This is a genomic window from Mesorhizobium sp. M0276 (genome assembly GCF_040321755.1).
Taxonomy (GTDB): domain Bacteria; phylum Pseudomonadota; class Alphaproteobacteria; order Rhizobiales; family Rhizobiaceae; genus Mesorhizobium.
Genome location: NZ_JAMYSC010000091.1, coordinates 1 through 18,277, shown reverse-complemented (window position 1 = coordinate 18,277; position 18,277 = coordinate 1). Strand labels below are relative to the sequence as shown.

Annotated in this window: 17 protein-coding genes and 1 pseudogene; 7 read left to right on the top strand and 11 right to left on the bottom strand. The window is 62.6% G+C overall.

Going from position 1 to position 18,277, the window contains the following annotated elements; genetic code table 11:
* Positions 1-230 precede the first annotated feature (230 nt).
* On the bottom strand, positions 231-1,766 hold the full coding sequence (gene ppx, locus NKJ01_RS34070; RefSeq protein WP_352734839.1) for an exopolyphosphatase: 1,536 nt from the start codon (positions 1,764-1,766) through the stop codon (positions 231-233).
* Positions 1,766-3,967: an RNA degradosome polyphosphate kinase gene (locus NKJ01_RS34065; RefSeq protein WP_352734837.1), complete on the bottom strand. Its 2,202-nt coding sequence runs from the start codon at positions 3,965-3,967 to the stop codon at positions 1,766-1,768. The genes ppx and NKJ01_RS34065 overlap by 1 nt, the downstream gene beginning before the upstream one ends.
* A 243-nt stretch (positions 3,968-4,210) precedes the next feature.
* Here NKJ01_RS34065 and NKJ01_RS34060 point away from each other — a divergent pair, with 243 nt between their 5' ends.
* Both NKJ01_RS34060 and NKJ01_RS34055 read left to right on the top strand, forming a co-directional pair.
* On the top strand, positions 4,211-4,456 hold the full coding sequence (locus NKJ01_RS34060; protein ID WP_023761953.1) for a zinc-finger domain-containing protein: 246 nt from the start codon (positions 4,211-4,213) through the stop codon (positions 4,454-4,456).
* A gap of 20 nt (positions 4,457-4,476) precedes the next feature.
* Positions 4,477-5,718 carry an FAD-dependent monooxygenase gene (locus NKJ01_RS34055; protein WP_352734835.1) on the top strand — a complete coding sequence of 414 codons (1,242 nt, stop codon included), beginning with the start codon at positions 4,477-4,479 and terminating at the stop codon, positions 5,716-5,718.
* Positions 5,719-5,751: 33 nt separating this feature from the next.
* Here the strand turns inward: NKJ01_RS34055 and NKJ01_RS34050 are convergent, their stop codons facing one another.
* The 7 genes from NKJ01_RS34050 to NKJ01_RS34020 all read right to left on the bottom strand — a co-directional run bounded on the left by NKJ01_RS34050 (position 5,752) and on the right by NKJ01_RS34020 (position 12,709).
* Entirely contained in the window at positions 5,752-6,420 is a 669-nt protein-coding gene (locus NKJ01_RS34050) for a TIGR02117 family protein (RefSeq protein ID WP_352734833.1), read from the bottom strand.
* A gap of 118 nt (positions 6,421-6,538) precedes the next feature.
* Positions 6,539-7,288, bottom strand: coding sequence for an amino acid ABC transporter ATP-binding protein (locus NKJ01_RS34045; RefSeq protein WP_031260969.1), 750 nt, complete (start codon positions 7,286-7,288; stop codon positions 6,539-6,541).
* 78 nt (positions 7,289-7,366) lie between these two features.
* Positions 7,367-8,524: an amino acid ABC transporter permease gene (locus NKJ01_RS34040; RefSeq protein ID WP_352734831.1), complete on the bottom strand. Its 1,158-nt coding sequence runs from the start codon at positions 8,522-8,524 to the stop codon at positions 7,367-7,369.
* Between the two features lie 9 nt (positions 8,525-8,533).
* Positions 8,534-9,721, bottom strand: coding sequence for an amino acid ABC transporter permease (locus NKJ01_RS34035; RefSeq protein WP_023761948.1), 1,188 nt, complete (start codon positions 9,719-9,721; stop codon positions 8,534-8,536).
* 63 nt (positions 9,722-9,784) lie between these two features.
* A complete protein-coding gene (locus tag NKJ01_RS34030; RefSeq protein ID WP_352599007.1) occupies positions 9,785-10,813 on the bottom strand; it encodes an amino acid ABC transporter substrate-binding protein in 1,029 nt (342 codons plus the stop codon).
* Between the two features lie 402 nt (positions 10,814-11,215).
* A complete protein-coding gene (locus NKJ01_RS34025; protein ID WP_352734829.1) occupies positions 11,216-12,064 on the bottom strand; it encodes a DUF2182 domain-containing protein in 849 nt (282 codons plus the stop codon).
* Between the two features lie 9 nt (positions 12,065-12,073).
* Positions 12,074-12,709, bottom strand: coding sequence for a DUF1326 domain-containing protein (locus NKJ01_RS34020; RefSeq protein WP_352734827.1), 636 nt, complete (start codon positions 12,707-12,709; stop codon positions 12,074-12,076).
* Positions 12,710-13,310: 601 nt separating this feature from the next.
* Here NKJ01_RS34020 and NKJ01_RS34015 point away from each other — a divergent pair.
* The 5 genes from NKJ01_RS34015 to NKJ01_RS33995 all read left to right on the top strand — a co-directional run bounded on the left by NKJ01_RS34015 (position 13,311) and on the right by NKJ01_RS33995 (position 17,464).
* Positions 13,311-14,495, top strand: a complete 1,185-nt coding sequence (locus NKJ01_RS34015) for a cystathionine beta-lyase (protein WP_352734825.1) — start codon at positions 13,311-13,313, stop codon at positions 14,493-14,495.
* A 144-nt stretch (positions 14,496-14,639) separates the two neighbouring features.
* Positions 14,640-15,728 (top strand): HPP family protein, encoded by a 1,089-nt coding sequence (locus NKJ01_RS34010; protein WP_352734841.1) that lies wholly within the window; start codon positions 14,640-14,642, stop codon positions 15,726-15,728.
* Between the two features lie 104 nt (positions 15,729-15,832).
* The gene (locus NKJ01_RS34005; RefSeq protein ID WP_352734823.1) at positions 15,833-16,504 is read left to right on the top strand and encodes an RNA polymerase sigma factor; all 672 of its coding nucleotides are present in this window, start codon (positions 15,833-15,835) and stop codon (positions 16,502-16,504) included.
* A 115-nt stretch (positions 16,505-16,619) separates the two neighbouring features.
* A complete protein-coding gene (locus tag NKJ01_RS34000; protein WP_352734821.1) occupies positions 16,620-17,144 on the top strand; it encodes a DUF4142 domain-containing protein in 525 nt (174 codons plus the stop codon).
* Positions 17,145-17,155: 11 nt separating this feature from the next.
* A complete protein-coding gene (locus NKJ01_RS33995) occupies positions 17,156-17,464 on the top strand; it encodes a cupredoxin domain-containing protein (protein WP_352734819.1) in 309 nt (102 codons plus the stop codon).
* Here the strand turns inward: NKJ01_RS33995 and NKJ01_RS33990 are convergent.
* Together NKJ01_RS33990 and NKJ01_RS33985 are read right to left on the bottom strand one after the other, a co-directional pair.
* Positions 17,425-17,721: pseudogene (locus NKJ01_RS33990) on the bottom strand (enoyl-CoA hydratase); the annotation flags it as partial. The gene NKJ01_RS33995 and the pseudogene NKJ01_RS33990 sit on opposite strands and share 40 nt — an antisense overlap.
* 116 nt (positions 17,722-17,837) lie before the next feature.
* On the bottom strand, positions 17,838-18,277 hold a 440-nt coding region (locus NKJ01_RS33985; protein WP_352734817.1), incomplete at its 5' end, for an SLC13 family permease.

Sequence of the window (18,277 nt, the reverse complement as noted above, 5' to 3'; positions counted from 1 at the left end):
AGAGAGAAGACGGACAAACCCCGTTTTACGGGGCATGCACATGCGGCATTTCGATTCACTCAAAACTTTCCCCGGACAGCCCTGCTCCGGAGGGGGGAAAGGTGGCGCTGCGAAGCAGCGACGGATTGGGGGAAGCCGGTCATCAAACGCGAAGCCGCTGACAAGTGGCGCGATTGAGTTGGTCTAGTCTAATATCCGCGTGGATTAAGTCACGCTCTGGTAGGCCGTGTTCACTTCACCGAGACACTAGGGCCACCCTCGACGGCCAGCACCAGACGGCGGTTGGTGATCCTTGCCAGTTGCGCCAGGCGTCCGGCCGGCCGCTCGCCATAGAGATCGGCCAGCGATGCCGGCAAGACCAGCGCCAGCACGCCATTGCCGCGCTGTTCCCATTTCAGCCTGGGCATGATGCCCGGCATCGACGCCGTCAGCAGATAGACGACGCGCATCATCGCCGCCAGCACCCTGGCCCGCTCCAGATAGCGCGGCGTCGCCAGCGCCTTGATTTCAGGGGCGATGGATTCGTTGAAGATGCCGTCGTGACGGTAGGCGTTGGCCAGCGCCAGGAAGGCGCGGCCGGGATGGTCGACACCGAAGAAGGACGCGTGCGCGATGATGTTGAGCGACTGCTTGCCGCGGTATTCGGGATGCGCGCGCCAGCCGATGTCGGCGAGCAATGCCGCCGCGTGGCGATAGCGTGCCTCGTCCTCGGTCTCGTCGATGCCGAAGGCGGCAAAGGTCCTTGCGGTCCAGTCGACAAGCTCATGCGAATGGGTGACGGAGCGGGAGCGCAGGCGGGCGAGTTCCTCCGAGGCCGAAATCAAAGGATCGGCCTTCTGCTCTGCCTTGTCGAGCAGCGAATAGAGAAAGCCTTCGCGGACGCCGAGCGCCGAGACGATGATCTTCGACGGGTGCATCGCCGCCATGATCTCCTGCAGCACGATGGCGCCATAAGGCAGCAGCGAACGGCGGTTCTTGGAAACGCCTTCGATCCCCTTGACCTTCTCGATCTCGGCCTTGGCCACCTGCTTGAGGAAGTTCGACGCGCTTTCGGCTGATATCTCGTAGTGGTGCATGACGCCAAGCGGATAGTTGGTCATTTCCATGTGCAGCCGGGCGAGATTTCGCCAGGTTCCGCCTACGGCGTAGAAGGGCCTGCCCCGACCGCCTTTCAACAGCTTGGCCCTCGCGAGTTCGTCACGCGCGATCTTGGCCGCCTGGGTCAGCGAGTTCTTCGCCATGTCCTGCAGGCGCAGGCCGCCCAGCGGCAGCGTTATGCCGTCACCGATCGCTTCGCCGTTGACATCGACCAGTTCGAGGCTGCCGCCACCCAGATCGCCGGCGATGCCATCGGCCGGATGGAAGCCGGAAATGACGCCAAGCGCCGAATAATAGGCTTCCTGACGGCCGCTGATCACACGGATCTCGGTCTTGAGCACATCTTCGGCGCGGTGGATGAAATCGGGACCGTTGATAGCCTCGCGGGCGGCGGCGGTGGCCAGCACATACATCTGTTCGGCGCCGGCCTGGTCGGAGAGCGCGCGAAAGCGGCGGAACTCTTCCATCGAGCGCGTCACTGCCTCGGGGTCGAGCTTGCCGGTCGAAACGATGCCTCGGCCGAGACCGGCGAGCATCTTTTCGTTGAACAGCATGGTTGGCGAGCGCGACAGCCCCTCGTAGACGACGAGACGGATCGAATTCGATCCGATGTCGATGATGGACAGCGGTCGACGGTCCTGCAACCGGCCTTGGGAATTAGACAGCATCAGCCGGACGCTGCGGCGTTCTTCTTGCGGCGCTTGAATTGCGCGATGCGCTTGGGCGCGTGCGACTTCAGCGCGTCACCCCGTCCCGACAGGCTCGGATTGGTCATGAAATATTCCTGCGCGTTGAACGGTTCCTCGCCCTCCTCCAGCACCACGCGCCGGGAAGTTCCATCAGCCAATACGTCGAAACTTTGCTGATTGTCCATGATGTTGCCAAGCATGATCTGGCCAAGGATCTGTTCATGCACAGTTGGGTTGGTGATCGGCACCATGGTTTCGACGCGGCGGTCGAGATTGCGCGGCATGAGGTCCGCCGACGAGATGTAGACGACAGCCTCGTCCGACGGCAGGCCGTGACCGTTGCCGAAGCAATAGATGCGGCTGTGCTCGAGAAACCGCCCGACGATCGATTTTACACGAATGTTCTCCGAAAGGCCCGGAACCTGCGGCCGCAGGCAGCAGATGCCGCGCACGACAAGGTCGATCTCGACTCCGGCGCGGCTGGCATCATAGAGCGCGTCGATGATGATCGGGTCGACGAGCGCGTTCATCTTCATCCAGATGCGCGCCGGCTTGCCTTCCACAGCATAGGCAATCTCGTCGGCAATATGCTTCAAGATGCGGCTTCTCAGCGTGAACGGCGAGATCGCCAGACGCATTTCGTCCGTCGGCTCGGCATAGCCGGTGATGAAATTGAAGAGCTGGGCGACGTCGCGTGCAATCGTCGGATCGGTGGTGAAGAAGGACAGGTCGGTGTAGATGCGCGCCGTGACCGGATGGTAGTTGCCGGTGCCGAGGTGCACATAGTTGCGCAATTTGCCGTCCTCGCGCCGCACCACCAGCGACATCTTCGCATGTGTCTTCAGTTCGAGAAACCCGAACACGACCTGCACGCCGGCACGCTCCAGGTCGCGCGCCCAGCGGATGTTGGCCTCCTCGTCGAAGCGCGCCTTGAGTTCGACCAGAGCCGTAACCGATTTGCCGGCCTCGGCCGCGTCGACCAGCGCGCGCACGATCGGGCTGTCATTGGAGGTGCGGTAAAGCGTCTGCTTGATCGCCACCACTTCCGGGTCTGCCATCGCCTGACGCAGGAACTGCACCACCACATCGAAGGATTCATACGGATGGTGGACGACGATGTCCTTCTCGCGGATGGCGGCGAAACAGTCGCCGCCGTGCTCGCGAATGCGTTCGGGAAAGCGCGGATTGTAGGGGGTGAATTTGAGATCGTCGCGGGGAACGGCGACGATTTCGGAAATCTGGCTGAGCGCCAGCGGACCGGTGAGCACGCTGATGCGGCTCGACGAGACGCCAAGCTCGCCAGCGACGAAATCGCGCAGTTCCGCCGGCATCAGTATGTCGAACTCGATCCGGATCACCGAACCGCGGCGGCGCCGCTTCAGCGCCGTCTCGAACAGGCGCACTAGATCCTCGGACTCCTCCTCGACCTCGATATCGCTGTCGCGGATGATGCGGAACGTGCCCGAGCCCTTGACCTCATAGCCAGGGAAGAGCTTGCCGATATACAGGCCGACCGCTTCTTCCAGCGGGATGAAGCGGACATGGCGTTTGCGGTCCGGCAGACGGATGAAGCGCTTGAGCGCCACCGGCAGGCGCAGCAGCGCGCTCATCTCTTCGCCGTTCTTGCGATGACGCAGTTGCAGCGCCATCGAGAAGCCGAGATTGGGGATGAACGGGAACGGGTGCGCCGGGTCGATCGACAGCGGTGTCAGCACCGGAAACACCTGCTCCTGGAAATGGTCTTCCAGCCAGATTTTCTCGTCCTTGGTGAGCGCGTCGCGGGTAATGGTCTCGATGCCCTCCTTGTTGAGCAGCACCGTGAGCGCAGACAGGCTCTTCTGCTGGTCTTCCTGCAGCCGCTCGACCTCGCGCAGCAGCTGTTCCAGCTGCTGTTCGGGGGTGCGCCCGTCAGGACTTTTCAGCACGATGCCTTCGCGCACCTGGCCGGCGAGGCCGGCGACGCGCACCATGAAGAACTCGTCGAGATTGGCGGCCGAGATCGACAGGAAGCGGACACGTTCCAGCAGCGGATGATTGAGGTTCAGCGATTCTTCGAGAACGCGCCGGTTGAACTGCAGCCAGGAAAATTCGCGATTGACGAAACGATCCGGATTGCCGCCTTCCGGGCTTGCCGCCTCGACGTTGATGAATTCGCTCTGCACCGGCTTCAGTTCGTTCATATTCCGCTTTCCACACAGTCTGCCGGCTAGGGCGCCGCGCGTCCTCGAGGACGCGCAAAGGACGCTCTACCACTCCAAGGCAACGCATGATCCCTTCCGAAAACCGAAGTCGGTTTTCCGGGTCATGCGTTAACCGGCTTAACTTATCCTCTGACAGGCTTTTGCGACAGTTTCATTTCATCGAACTTGCAAAGACGCCTGTTATGATCCAGATGCAGAAGAGACTGCGTTAAGGAGACGACGATGGCAGGCGGTTCCATTCCCCATTTCCAGAACGATGCGGGCTATCCGGCTATCGACATCGGCGTCAAGGAATTCATGTGCACGGGCGCCAACCCGCCTTTCGATCACCCGCATGTGTTTCTCGACATGGGCGACGACAATGAAAAAGTCTGCCCCTATTGCTCGACGCTGTACCGCTATTCGCCCAAGCTGAAGGCGACGGAAACGCTGCCGGCCGGCTGCATCTATATCGACCAGGCTGCCTGATTCTTTTCGCGACAAGCTCGATGAACGACTTGCGTTCCCGGCAAATTCTCATCGCCGGGGCGGGCGTCGCCGGGCTGACCGCAGCGCTTGCTTTCGCCAAGCACGGCTATTCCGTGCAGGTGTTCGAACAGGCTCAACGCCTGGAAGCAGTAGGCGCCGGCCTCCAGCTTTCTCCCAACGCGACGCGCATCCTGGGCCAGCTTGGAGTGCTCGACCGGCTGCTGCCGGCAGCGGTGCGGCCGGAAGCCGTGGTCTTGAAGGACGCAGCGACGCTGCGCGAACTGGCACGCGTGCCGTTGGGGCAAGTCGCCGAGACGCGCTGGCAGGTGCCCTATCTCGTCGCCCACAGGGCCGACCTGCAGAGTGCACTGATGGCGCGTGCCGGCGAGATCGACGATATCAAGATCGTCACTGGCGCCCGCCTCCACGGCATTGCCACCGGAACCCATGGCATCACCGCGACGGTCGAGATCGGCGGCAAATCCATCGCGGCCGAGGGGTTCCTGCTGGTCGGCGCCGATGGCGTCTGGTCCTCGGTGCGCGGGCTTGTCGACGCGGCCAAGGGGGCTGCCTCGCCAAGAAGCCGCTTTTCCGGCGAACTGGCCTGGCGCACGACCATTGCCGCGCAGAGTGCCGCAGGGCATGCGTTCGCGGCGATCGGCGCCCCGGACTGCGTCACCACCTTCCTGCACCGGGGCTTCCATATGGTCGCCTATCCCGTCAGCGGGGGTGACGCCTTCAATCTCGTCGCCTTCACCAAGGGCGAACGCATTGCCGAAGGCTGGTCCGGCCATGCCGATCCCGGCATCCTCGCCGGCGCAGTGCGCGGCACCGCGCCTGGCCTTGCAAGACTGGTGGAAGGGGCTGGCCCGTGGCTGACCTGGCCGCTTCATACGGTCGACCAGAAGCGACCCTGGACAATGCCGGACGGCATCGCGCTGATCGGCGACGCCGCACATGCGATGACGCCGTTCGCAGCGCAAGGCGCGGCCATGGCGATCGAGGATGCGGCGACACTTGCCGATATCATTGCCGACTTCCCTGCCGATCCTCTGGCCGCGCTTGCCGTCTGGGAGCAGTCACGGCGGTCGCGTGTCGCGCAGGTCGCACGCCGCGGCGCCATCAACCGCCTTGCCTGGCATGCCGCGGGCCCAGTGGCGATCGCGCGCAATCTGTTCCTGATGATGCGCTCTCCGGAAAAGCTCGCCGCTGATCTGGACTGGCTCTATGGCTGGCGGGCTCAGAAGATCATTCGACGCTGAACTTGGGCCTGAATGGCGGCCTTTGAGGCACGGTTAGTTATACAGCCGCATCGACAGGCCAAGCGATACGGGCAGCGGGTTCCACCAGCCGGTGCGCAGGCCGGCGGCGCGCAAGGCAGCCGCCATCCAGGTGTTGCAGCCGACCAATGCATTGAAATGGCCATTGGCTTCGTAGAAGCCGTCGAACCTGGAATAGGCTGCATCCGGGACAAGGATCGGACCCTTCGGACCCCGCTGAAAACTCGCATCGATGAAATCGAGCAGCGCCGCGAAGCGCTCCTCGCCGATGTCGAAGCCGGCAACGTCGGGACCCTTGACGATGTCGCCGGCGACCTCGACATGCATGACCGACGCATCGACGGTCAGTGCCTTCATCACCGGCACCGCCTTCAACTCAGACCATGTCGGCGTCTCCAGATAGAAGGCGCGGCCACCCCAGCCGAAGACGATATAGCGCACCTCCGGGCTATCGGCGGGTATGCCGGCGTCGACCAGGAAGTGGAAGCGCTGGCGCACGGCATCGTCGATCGGAATGGCGATGTCGGTGTGGATCGGGTTCTTCAACACCAGGATGCGGTGCGTGGCGGCGGGTGCTGCCGCGGCGGCCGACCGCCACAGCGGCCGCGGCACCAACGCACCCAGCGCAGCCGTCAGCGTCACCACCGCAACCACCAGGCCGAGAAATCGCCAGAGCCGCTTCATCGACGGCAGCCCTGCGATGGCGCTCCGGCGCAACACATCTGCCTCACATCCTGGCGATCCATACGAAAAGAGCCCGGCCAAAGTTTCGGCCGGGCTTCTTGCGTCCGTGGAAAAACGATCAGTGCAGGATCTGTGACAGGAACAGCTTCGTGCGCTCGTGGCGCGGGTGGTCGAAGAACTCGGCCGGCGTGTTCTGCTCGACGATCTGGCCCTGGTCCATGAAGATCACGCGGTTGGCGACCTTGCGGGCAAAGCCCATCTCGTGGGTGACGCACAGCATGGTCATGCCTTCCTCGGCAAGGCCAACCATGGTCTCCAGCACTTCCTTGATCATTTCCGGATCGAGCGCCGAGGTTGGCTCATCGAACAGCATGATGCGCGGGTTCATGCACAGCGAGCGGGCGATCGCCACGCGCTGCTGCTGGCCGCCGGACAGCTGGCCGGGATATTTATGGGCCTGTTCGGGGATCTTGACGCGCTTGAGGAAATGCATGGCGATTTCCTCTGCCTGTTTCTTCGGCGTCTTGCGCACCCAGATCGGCGCCAGCGTGCAGTTCTCCAGAATGGTCAGATGCGGGAACAGGTTGAAGTGCTGGAACACCATGCCAACCTCGCGGCGGACCTCGTCGATCTTCTTGAGATCGTTGGTCAGTTCCTTGCCGTCGACGATGATCTTGCCCTTCTGGTGCTCTTCCAGACGGTTGATGCAGCGGATCATCGTCGATTTGCCGGAGCCCGAAGGGCCACAGATGACGATACGCTCGCCGCGCATCACTTTCAGATTGATGTCCTTCAGCACATGGAATTCGCCATACCATTTGTGCATGGCGATGATGTCTATGGCGACATCGGTGGTCGAAATCTGCATCTTGGCGGCGTTGACCTTGATCTCTTCCGCGCTGACGGCATTTTCGGTGGCCATGACGGGTTCCCTTTGTTCTTTTGTTTAGCGTTTGTGGCCGGTGTCGAGCCGACGTTCTGTGAACATTGAATAGCGCGACATGCCGAAGCAGAACAGCCAGAAGATGAAGGCCGCGAAGATCAGGCCGGACCTGGCCGTCTGCGCCGTTGCCCAGTTCGGGTCGGAGAAGTTCTGCTTCACAATGCCGAGCAGGTCGAACATCGAGATGATGATGACCAGGCTGGTGTCCTTGAACATGCCGATAAAGGTGTTGACGATGCCCGGGATGACCAGCTTCAGTGCCTGTGGCATGACGATCAAATACATCTTTTGCCAATAGCCGAGGCCGAGCGAATCCGCACCTTCATACTGGCCCTTGGGGATTGCCTGCAGTCCGCCGCGCACCACTTCGGCCATATAGGCGGCGGCAAACAGCGACACGCCGATCAAAGCGCGCAGGAATTTGTCGAACGAGACGCCCTCCGGCAGGAACAGCGGCAGCATGACGCTGGCGAAGAACAGCACGGTGATCAGCGGGATGCCGCGCACCGTCTCGATGAAGATGACGCACAGCGTCTTGATGATCGGCATCTTCGACCGACGGCCGAGCGCCAGCACGATGCCAAGCGGCAGCGAAACTGCAATACCGACGAAGGACAGGCTGAGCGTCACCAGCAGCCCGCCCCACAGCGAGGTTTCGACATGCGGCAGGCCGAACATGCCGCCGACCAGCAGGATGAAGGCGACGACAGGCAGTGCAAAGAACAGCAGAATGGCATTCAGGCCTTTGCGCGGCACCTTCGGGATGAGCATCGGCACCAGCAGCGCCACGAACAGGATGGCGACCAGGATCGGCCGCCAGCGCCCCTCGATCGGATAACGCCCGACCATGAACTGTCCGAATTTGGCATTGACGAAAGCCCAGCAGGCGCCAGTCCAGCCCTCCGGCTGGACGCCGCCTTGCGCCACGGTGGCGCATGCGGTCCGGTCCGGCCCGGTCCACACAGCATTGATGAACGCCCAATTGATGATTTGCGGCAGGATCATCACCACAAGGGCGATGCCGGCGATGGTCATGATGGTGTCGCCGGTGGAAGCGATCAGGTTCTTGCGCACCCACGCTTGGAAACCCGCAACGCCGGCAGGTGCTGGCTCAGCCAGCGCCATTTCGCTGCGCACCCAGGACATGTCATGTTCCTGCATGTCCTTACCTCACCTCTCCACCAGCGCCATCTTGGCGTTGAACCAGTTCATCACAAGCGAGGTCAGAAGGCTGATGGCCAGATAGATCACCATCATGATCACCACGCCCTCGACGGCCTGGCCGGTCTGGTTCAGCACCGTGCCGGCGGTGGCAGTCAGGTCCGGATAGCCGATGGCGATAGCGAGCGACGAGTTCTTGGTCAGGTTGAGATACTGGCTGGTCAGCGGCGGAATGACGATGCGCATGGCTTGCGGCACGACGACCAGCCGCAGGATCGATCCGGGCCGCAACCCCAACGCGCCGGCAGCTTCCGTCTGGCCCTTGCTGACGCCCCTGATGCCGGCGCGTACGATCTCGGCAATGAAGGCGGCGGTATAGCAGGATAGCGCCAGATACAGCGATAGGAACTCCGGCCTGACCTGGAAGCCGCCGGTCAGGTTGAAGGTCGATTGCTTGGGGTAATCGAAACTCAAGGGGAAGCCGCTCAACACATAGGCGAGCAGAGGCAGCCCGACGATCACCGCGGCGGACGTCCAAAACACCGGAAATTGCTGGCCGGTCGCCATCTGCCGTTGCCGCGCCTTGCGCGCGACGAACCACGCCATGGCGATGCCGACAAGCAGAGCGACGAAGATAAGCCAGGAGCCGTCGCCCCACACGGCGCGCGGAAAATAGAAGCCGCGCTGGTTGAGGAAGGAGCCGAACGGCAAATTGATGCTCTCGCGCGGCGGCGGCAGCACGGCAAGCACGCCGGAATACCAGAAGAAGATGACCAGCAGCGGCGGGATGTTGCGGAACACCTCGACATAGACCGTGCAGATCTTCCTGATCAGCCAGTTTTGCGAAAGCCGGCCGATGCCGACAATGAAGCCGATGATTGTCGCGGTGATGATTCCGACGACGGCGACGATCACGGTGTTGAGGAAGCCGACCAGGATGGCGCGGCCATAGGTCGAATCCGATGAATAGGCGATGGCGCTCTCGCTGATGTCGAAGCCGGCGCGGCCCTTGAGGAAGCCGAAGCCCGACGCGATGCGCAGCCGGGTCAGATTGTCGATGACGTTATGGGCAATCCACCAGACGCCAGCCACCAACACAACGACGACCACCGCCTGGAAGAATATGCCCCGGACCCTTGGATCGTTGATGAAGGAACCTCGGCTGGGCTCCTCGCGAAGAACTTCCTGCGATGCCATTCGACCGTCCCCTGGAAAGAGAAACCGGGAAGCAGACGACCTGCCTCCCGGATCACATTTCGATCAGCGGATCGGCGGAGAGTACTGCAGGCCGCCCTTGGTCCACAGTGCGTTGATGCCGCGGGCGATCTTCAGCGGGCTGCCCGAACCGACATTGCGGTCGAACATTTCGCCATAATTGCCCACGGCCTTGACGATGTTGACGACCCAGTCGTTGGAGACGCCGAGATCGGTACCGATCTTGGTATCGGCTTCCTGGCCAAGCACGCGCTTGATCTCCGGGCTGGGCGAGTTCTTCATTTCGTCGACATTGGCCTTGGTGATGCCAAGCTCTTCCGCCTGCAACAGAGCGAAATAGGTCCACTTGACGATGTGGTACCACTGGTCGTCACCCTGGCGCACGGCCGGTCCGAGCGGCTCCTTGGAGATAATCTCGGGCAGCACGACGTGGTCGGCCGGCGAGTCCAGCGTCAGGCGGATGCCGTAGAGGCCCGACTGGTCGGTGGTGTAGACGTCGCAACGGCCGGCGTTATAGGCGGCGTTGACCTCTTCCAGCTTTTCGAAGACGACCGGACTGTACTCCATCTTGTTGGCCTTGAAATAGTCGGCCAGATTGAGCTCGGTGGTGGTGCCGCTCTGCACGCAGACGGCGGCGCCGGAAAGCTGCAGCGCGGAATTGACGCCGGGCAGTTTCTTGGCGTTGATCATGAAGCCCTGGCCGTCATAGTAGGTGGTACCGACGAAATTCAGGCCAAGTGCCGTGTCGCGATTGATGGTCCAGGTGGTGTTGCGCGACAGGATGTCGACCTCGCCTGACTGCAGCGCTGTAAAACGCTCCTTGGCGCTGAGCGGCGTGAACTTGACCTTGGTGCCGTCACCAAAGACGGCGGCTGCGACAGCGCGGCAGAAATCCGCATCGATGCCTTGCCAGTCACCCTTGTCGTCCGGCGCCGAGAAGCCGGCCAGGCCTGTCGAGACGCCGCACTGGATGAAACCCTTCGCCTTGACGGTGTCGAGCGTGGCCGCCGACGCGGCCGACGCCATCAACCCAAGCGTGGCGGCGCCAAGAATGCCGATAGCAATATGTTTCATGACCCACAGACCCTTTTCTCTGTTTTCAGGGCAAACCCTGACTTTTTTCCCGTGTGAATGCTGTTCCCGTTCCGGCCCATTCCCGGCACCCCGCATCGTAACCGACGCGCCACCTCCCATTCACGAATGTCATCGAAGGCGATAATTCCTGTGAGGTCAAGGGAAATGACCTAAACTGAAAGAGTTTGAAACCGATTGCCGCAAATGCCTGAATTGCAGACAACGCGCCCGCGAATTAGTCAGCAGCGCAAACAAGCCGGCAAAGCTCATGCAACGCAAATGCAGGCCGCGGCAGCCGCAATTCATCCCAGGCAATACCTAGGCGTTACTGACTCGCCACAATGGTATCCAACACATATTGGGCGGTTTGCGAGCCAATACCGCCCTGAGACAAGGACCGTTTCAAAGCGCCCGAAAAACGAGCCAGGTTCCGATAGCAGCCATCGACGCGCCGGAAACGCGCGGAATCAACTGGCCGGTCGGGACCGTTTTCTCCAGCAAGACAAGGATGGCGATGCCGGCGATCCACAGCACGTTCATGACGCCGCCGACGAACAGCAGAGCCATCAGCGCCCAGCAGCAACCGAGACAATAGGCGCCATGATCGACGCCGAGGCGAAGCGCGCCGAGCGGAGCGGAGCGGAACCCGCCATGGCTGGCCAGGAACGCGATCGGCGCCTGACATTGACGCAAGCAGACGCCCTTCATCGCTGTCCATTGATAGAGGCCAGCGGCGATCAGAACGAAGCCACCGAGGATCGCGCTGTCGGTCGCCATCGACGGATCGAGCAGGGCAAAACGGGCGAGCAGCCATTGCGCACCGGTCGCCACAATGCTGAACACGACCCAGACAGAGAGGTAGCCGGCAAAAAACCACCCCGTCGAAGCGATGGGCCGGCCGGCCGCCCGCGCCTTGCGAGCGACGCCGGCATAGAGCAGCAGCATCGGCGCGACCGAAGGCGTCATCATGCCGACCATCATCACCGCCCACATTGTGAAGATGAAAGCGAAATCCGCCGGTACCCAAGCCCGGAAACCGGGCGCCACGGTGGCGCCCATGCGGCCCATGTTCGACATGTCCACTCCGGACATGTCACTGCCTGCGCCGTCCGGCAAGGGGGAGCCGGGCAAGACCATGTGGGCGGCGAGCCACAGAACGTAGGCCCAGGCAAGCACGGCAATCACGACGAGCGCGGCCGTCACGACCGCGCGGTCGCGCCGCAGCACCGCCTCAAGGGCCGTGTCGGTCATCGGATCAATTCAATGCACGATGCCGCTCTGCGTGAGATGCAGATTGGCGAAATGGCTGTGCGAATCGGCCAGTTCGAACTTGATAGGGCCCGTCGTCTTGGTCCAGCCACGCCCGACTTCGGCGATCGCGTATTCGAAACCGTGAGGCAGGTCGATGCGCGCCCGGTGTTCCGCGCCGGTGACCGGATTCTTGATCGGCTCGCCATGGCCATCCGTCACACCCTTGACGTGCAACCGCCCGGTTCGCGCCTCGACGTCGACGTTGAAATCGATCGGGGCGAAGATCGGATCGTGGAATTTCTCCAGCGTGGTCGAAAAGACCTGGAATATCGTCGCACCTGGTTCGGTGTCCAGACCGCCCAGTATGCGAAGCAGCGCTCCGCGCTGGGCTTCGCTTGCCCTCTCGTCGATGACCACCGCGGCTTCGCCCCTGCCCTGGTGTATGGCGCCGGGCCAGCGGAAAATCCCGACGAACCGCAATCCGTCGAGCTTGGTGTCGCCGTGATGGCCGCTCTCGATTTCCATGCCAGCAACCGCCTCGCAGAAACCGTATGTCGGCATGGCGTTGAACTGGCACGGGCAGCCATAAGCGCAATTGCAGTTGATGAATTCGCGCGCCTTCATGGTCCATTTGACGTCGGGCATGGCATTCCTCCCCTTGCCGCGCTCACGCTTCGTGAGCGCGATCCGGATCGTGGAGGACCAGAAGGTCAACCGGCAACAACCTTCCGGCAGCATCTGATCGAAGCAATCCGGCGATTAATATTAGCAGACAATTATATATCTTTGGCAGCCGCCCACAATAGGCCGATCGGCGGAGATAGGGCTCCGAACTCAGGTTAGCAAAAGACCTGACGACAGCCAGTTGGGCGGTGTCGGCAGCCTTTGTGTCGGTAACTTTTCACGATAGGAATTTTTTCTTGACTCCGTGACCTCAGCTATGGTACATATTTGTCCATGGTGCCGATTTGCGCCAGTGACCCGCCGTACAGGCGGGTTTTTCGTTTGATGCTCCGTCAGCAGGCGAAGGCTCCGAAGGAACCCGTTACCCCGAGTTCGGAGCCCTGTCGGCGGAGACCGGCGCATCTGCCGGCAACGCACCGCCGGGGTCGCGCCGCACCCCAATCGCCACCTTTTGCCGCGACGAATTGGCATATTCGAAGTCCATCCCCTGGCGGCCGGTGGCTGTTGCACGGTCCATGACGCCGCACTATGGCTAGCGGCTTGTCAAACAAGGCGACGCAGAATGGCGAAAGACGGCAGCGGGCACGTTAGCGGCGAGATGGGCATCAACACGCGGCTTGCCCATTCAGGCAACAATCCGCATGACTATTTCGGCTTCGTCAATCCGCCGGTGGTGCATGCCTCGACCGTGCTCTATCGTGACGCGGCGTCGATGGCGGCACGCAGCCAGAAATACACCTACGGCACGCGCGGCACGCCGACGACAGATGCCCTTGCCCACGCCATAGACGCGCTGGAAGGCTCGGCCGGCACGGTCGTGGTGCCGTCGGGCCTTGCGGCGGTAACCGTGCCGCTGCTCGCCTTCGTGTCGGCTGGCGACCATCTGCTGATCGTCGACAGCGTCTATCACCCGACCCGCAACTTCGCCGACACGATGCTGAAGCGGCTGGGTGTCGACGTCGAGTACTATGCCCCGGAGGTCGGCGCCGGCATCGCGGCGTTGATCAAGCCCAACACCAAGGTGGTGTTCACGGAATCGCCAGCGTCCAACACTTTCGAGGTGCAGGACATCCCGGCCATCGTCAAGGCGGCGCACGCCGCAGGCGCGATCGTCATGATGGACAACACCTGGGCGACGCCGCTGTATTTCCGTCCGCTCGACCATGGCGTCGACATTTCGATACATGCGGCGACGAAGTACCCGGCCGGCCATTCCGACGTGCTGCTTGGCACGGTGTCGGCCAATGAGAACTGCTGGAAGCATCTTTATGAAAGCTTCTGCACGCTTGGCTGCTGCGCCGGGCCCGACGATGTCTACCAGGTGCTGCGCGGCCTGCGCACCATGGGCGTGCGCCTGGAGCACCATCAGCGCAGCACACTCGCCATCGCCTCCTGGCTGGAAGGCCAGGAAGGCGTGGCGCGCGTGCTCCACCCTGCCCTTCCCAGCCACCCGGACCACGCTTTGTGGAAGCGCGACTTCTCCGGCTCCAGCGGCATCTTTTCCATCGTGCTTGCCGGCGGCGGCCAAAAGCAGCAGCACGCCTTCCTCGACGCGCTGCGTATCTTCGGCCTCGGTTATTCCTGGGGCGGCTATGAGAGCCTCGCGGTGCCGGTCTGGCTCGGCGACCGCGTTGTCGCGAAAGCGCCCTATGAAGGCCCGTTGATCCGCCTGCAGATCGGCCTCGAGGATGTCGACGACTTGAAAGCCGACATTTCGCGCGGCCTGACCGCCGCGGCGACTGCCTGAACGATCAGAAGTCACGGAATTCTATTCCCACAAACCGCGACTTCGCGGATCAATTTGGCTTTCAAATCCCATGAGGTCGCGCCATTGCGTTGCGATCATCACGATTTCTACTTCCCCTGGAATACGGCAGAGTTTTTCGACGTCATGGCCTTCCGCCTCTTTGTTCCCATTCTTGCCGGCGCGACGCTGCGCGAACGCCTCGTCGCCTGTATCGGAGCGACGGTCGGGATTGCGCTCACCGGTGTCATCGCCAGCCTCGTGCTCGGCAACGGTCCGCATGTGCCGCTGCTGGTGGCGCCGATGGGAGCGTCGGCCGTGCTCCTGTTCGCCGTGCCCGCCAGCCCGCTGGCGCAGCCATGGTCGATCATCGGCGGCAACACGATTTCGGCACTGGTCGGCGTGATCGTGGCGCATTTCATACACGAAACCGCCCTTGCCACCGGCATCGCGGTGGCACTGGCCATCGCCGCAATGTCGTTCACGCGTTGCCTGCATCCGCCAGGCGGGGCGGCCGCCCTGACCGCGGTGCTGGGAGGACCCGCCGTCATCAGCGCCGGCTTCCTGTTTCCGTTCGTGCCGGTGGCGCTGAACTCGATCCTGCTTGTGGCGCTCGGCTACGGCTTCCACAGACTGGCCCGGCGCAATTATCCGCATGTGCCGGCTGCAGCGCCAACGAATAGCCACGGCACCAGCGATCCGCCGGCACAGTCGCGCGTCGGCTTCCGGTCCGAAGACATCGATGCCGCGCTTGGCGCACTCGACGAGACGTTCGATATCGATCGCAGCGATCTCGACCGGCTGCTGCGGCAAGTCGAATTGCAGGCGATGGTGCGCGCGCACAAGACCGTTCTGTGCGAGGACATCATGTCGCGCGATGTGATTTCGGTCGACGCACACACCTCAGCCGAGGCGGCGCGCCAGTTGCTGCTTGACCACAACATCCGCACCTTGCCGGTCGTCAACGCGGAGGCAAGGCTGGCGGGCACCGTGGGATTGCGGGAACTGACCCAGGCCTGCGGTTCGATTGCATCCGTGATATCGCCCGCCGCGACCGCCGGCGCCGGTTTCGCCGCCATGGGCCTGCTGCCGGTGCTCACCGACGGCCGCAGCCATGCCGTCATCATCGTCGACGACGACGAGCGGATTCTTGGGCTGATCACCCAGACCGATCTCCTGGCGGCAACGGCGCGCCTGCGGGCTGCTGACAAGCCTTCATTGGATGCGGTAGCTTAACCCCGCCGGACCCGGAGAAAGATCGTCGGGAACCTTTTGCCGGCAACAGCGTCCAATCTCTCAATCGAGGTTCCGGTCCAGAGATCGGGTTGAGGAAACTGGCCATGCCTGCTGTCTTGACGGCCGTGTCTTCTGCATCGGGCGACGTGCAACTCGTGCGGCGCGCCCTGGCGCGCGAGGGCGATGCCTTCCGCACCATCATCAAGACGCACAATCAACGGCTCTACAGGATCGCGCGTGGCGTCGTGCGCAATGACAGCGAGGCCGAGGACATCGTGCAGGAGGCCTATGTCAGGGCGTTCGCCCATCTCGATGCCTTTCGCGGCGACTCATCGCTGGCCACATGGCTGTCGCGCATCGTCATCAACGAGGCGCTCGGCCGTCTGCGCAAGAGGCGCCGAACGGTGGCAATGCCGGAAAGCCCGCAAGCCGAGATCATCCGGTTCCCCCTCAACCCCAGCGACGATCCGGAACGGACGATGGCGCAACGGCAGATCCTCCAACTGGTCGAACAGGCCACCGACAGCCTTCCCGATGTCTACCGAACCGTGTTCGTGGCACGCGTGATCGAGGGCCTGAGCATCGAAGAGACCGCCGACCTTCTCTGCGTGCGGCCGCAAACCGTCAAGACAAGGCTGCACCGCGCCCGCGCCCTGGTGCGCAAGGCGCTGGACGACCAGATCGGGCCGGTGCTGCTCGATGCCTTCCCCTTCGCCGGCCGGCGTTGCGAAAGGCTGACCAGCGCGGTCATGCGGCGGCTCGGGCTGGAGAACTGACCCCGGCGGATTCAGTTTATTTTGACGGGAACGTTTGCCGCCGTCCCGCATCCAATGATCGTCAACCGAAAAACGCTGTCCGGCGCGATCCCCGCGTCCGGGCGAAGGAGATGCCATGCTAATCCGACACACCGCTGCCCTGGCCGCCCTGCTGCTGCTCGGCACTGCCCCGTTCGCACAAGCCGCCGACAAGCCTACCGACCCGCAGATCGCACACATCGCCTACACCGCCGGCGTGCTCGACGTGGAGGCCGCCAAGCAGGCGATCAAGAAGTCCAAGAACAAGGAAGTCGTGGGCTTCGCCAAGGACATGATCCGCGACCACGAGGCTGTGAACGTGCAGGCGCTCGATCTGGTCAAGAAACTCAAGGTGACGCCGGAAAACAACGCTACCAGCAAGGCGTTGACCAAAGCGGCGGAGGAGGAGCGGGCGAAACTCGCCAAGCTCAAGGGCGCGGCCTTCGACAAGGCTTATGTCGACAATGAGGTGGCCTATCACAAGCAGGTCGACGGCGCTCTTGAAACGCTGCTCATCCCGTCGGCGCAGAATGCCGAATTGAAGAGCCTGCTGGAAACCGGGCTGAAGATTTTCCAGGGCCATGAGCAGCATGCCGAACACGTCGCCGGCATGCTGAAGTAAGGACCGGGAGCATGCCGAAACGCCCTCTGTGGATTGCGATGATGCTGGCCGTCGGCATCATTTCGGCGCAAGCTGAAACGATCCGGGTCACCATCGACAAATTGGTGTTCTCGCCGGCCACCGTCGGGGCCAAGGTCGGCGACACGATCGAGTGGGTGAACAAGGATATGTTCGCCCACACGGCCACGGTGAAAGGTGGCTGGGAAGTGATGATCCCGCCGAAGAAATCCGGAAGCCTGACGTTGAAGGCGGCGGGACCGGTCGACTATTTCTGCCGCTTTCACCCCAACATGAAAGGCCGCTTGGTGGTGGCGCCCTGATCCGACGCCAGCGAGGCTCGCCTGGTCTCCTCAGGCCGCGCGATATGTGCCCATGCGCCGCCATAGCGCGGCTCGCGCCGCTCGATCCAGGCATCGAGCCCTTCGCGCAAATCGGCGGTCGAGGCCATGCGGGCGAACTGCTCGGCCTCGACCAGCAGGCCGTCGGTGATGCTCTGATTGAGGCCGCGCGCCACCGCCGTTAGGATGCTGGCGATCGCCGGTTCGGAGTGCCGCAAGCCTTGGCGCGCTAGATCGTACTGCTGATCGACGGCTCCTTTTCGATCATGCTGATCCACCGCAATCTCGATTATATCGAGGCGGCCGGCCGCGCCGCAGCGACGCTTGTGCGGGCGCGAACTTCAAGCAGCCAGGTCTAGAACCCAAACGCCAGCCATGCCGTGCCCATACCAAGCGTGACCAGCGTCAGCGGCAAGCCGATCTTGAAGAAGGCGCCGAACGACAGCGGCGTGCCGGCGGCCCGTGCCTGTTCGGCGACGATCAGATTGGCGACCGAACCAAGCAGCGTGAAATTGCCGGCCAGCGTCGAGCTCATGGCGACGACCAGCCAGGCGCGCTCGGGATTTTCGAGGCCGGGTATGAAGGGCCGCAGCGCCAGCACGGCCGGGACATTGCTCATGATGTTGGAGAGCACGGCGGTGAAGCCGGACAGGCGCCAGACATCGTCGAGACCGAGGTTCTTTGCCGAGGCGATCATGTCTGATGTCAGCAGCGTCTTTTCGGCGCCGGCGACGACAATGAACAGGCCGGCGAACATGAACAGCAGCGGACCGTCGATCTCGCGGTAGATGCGTT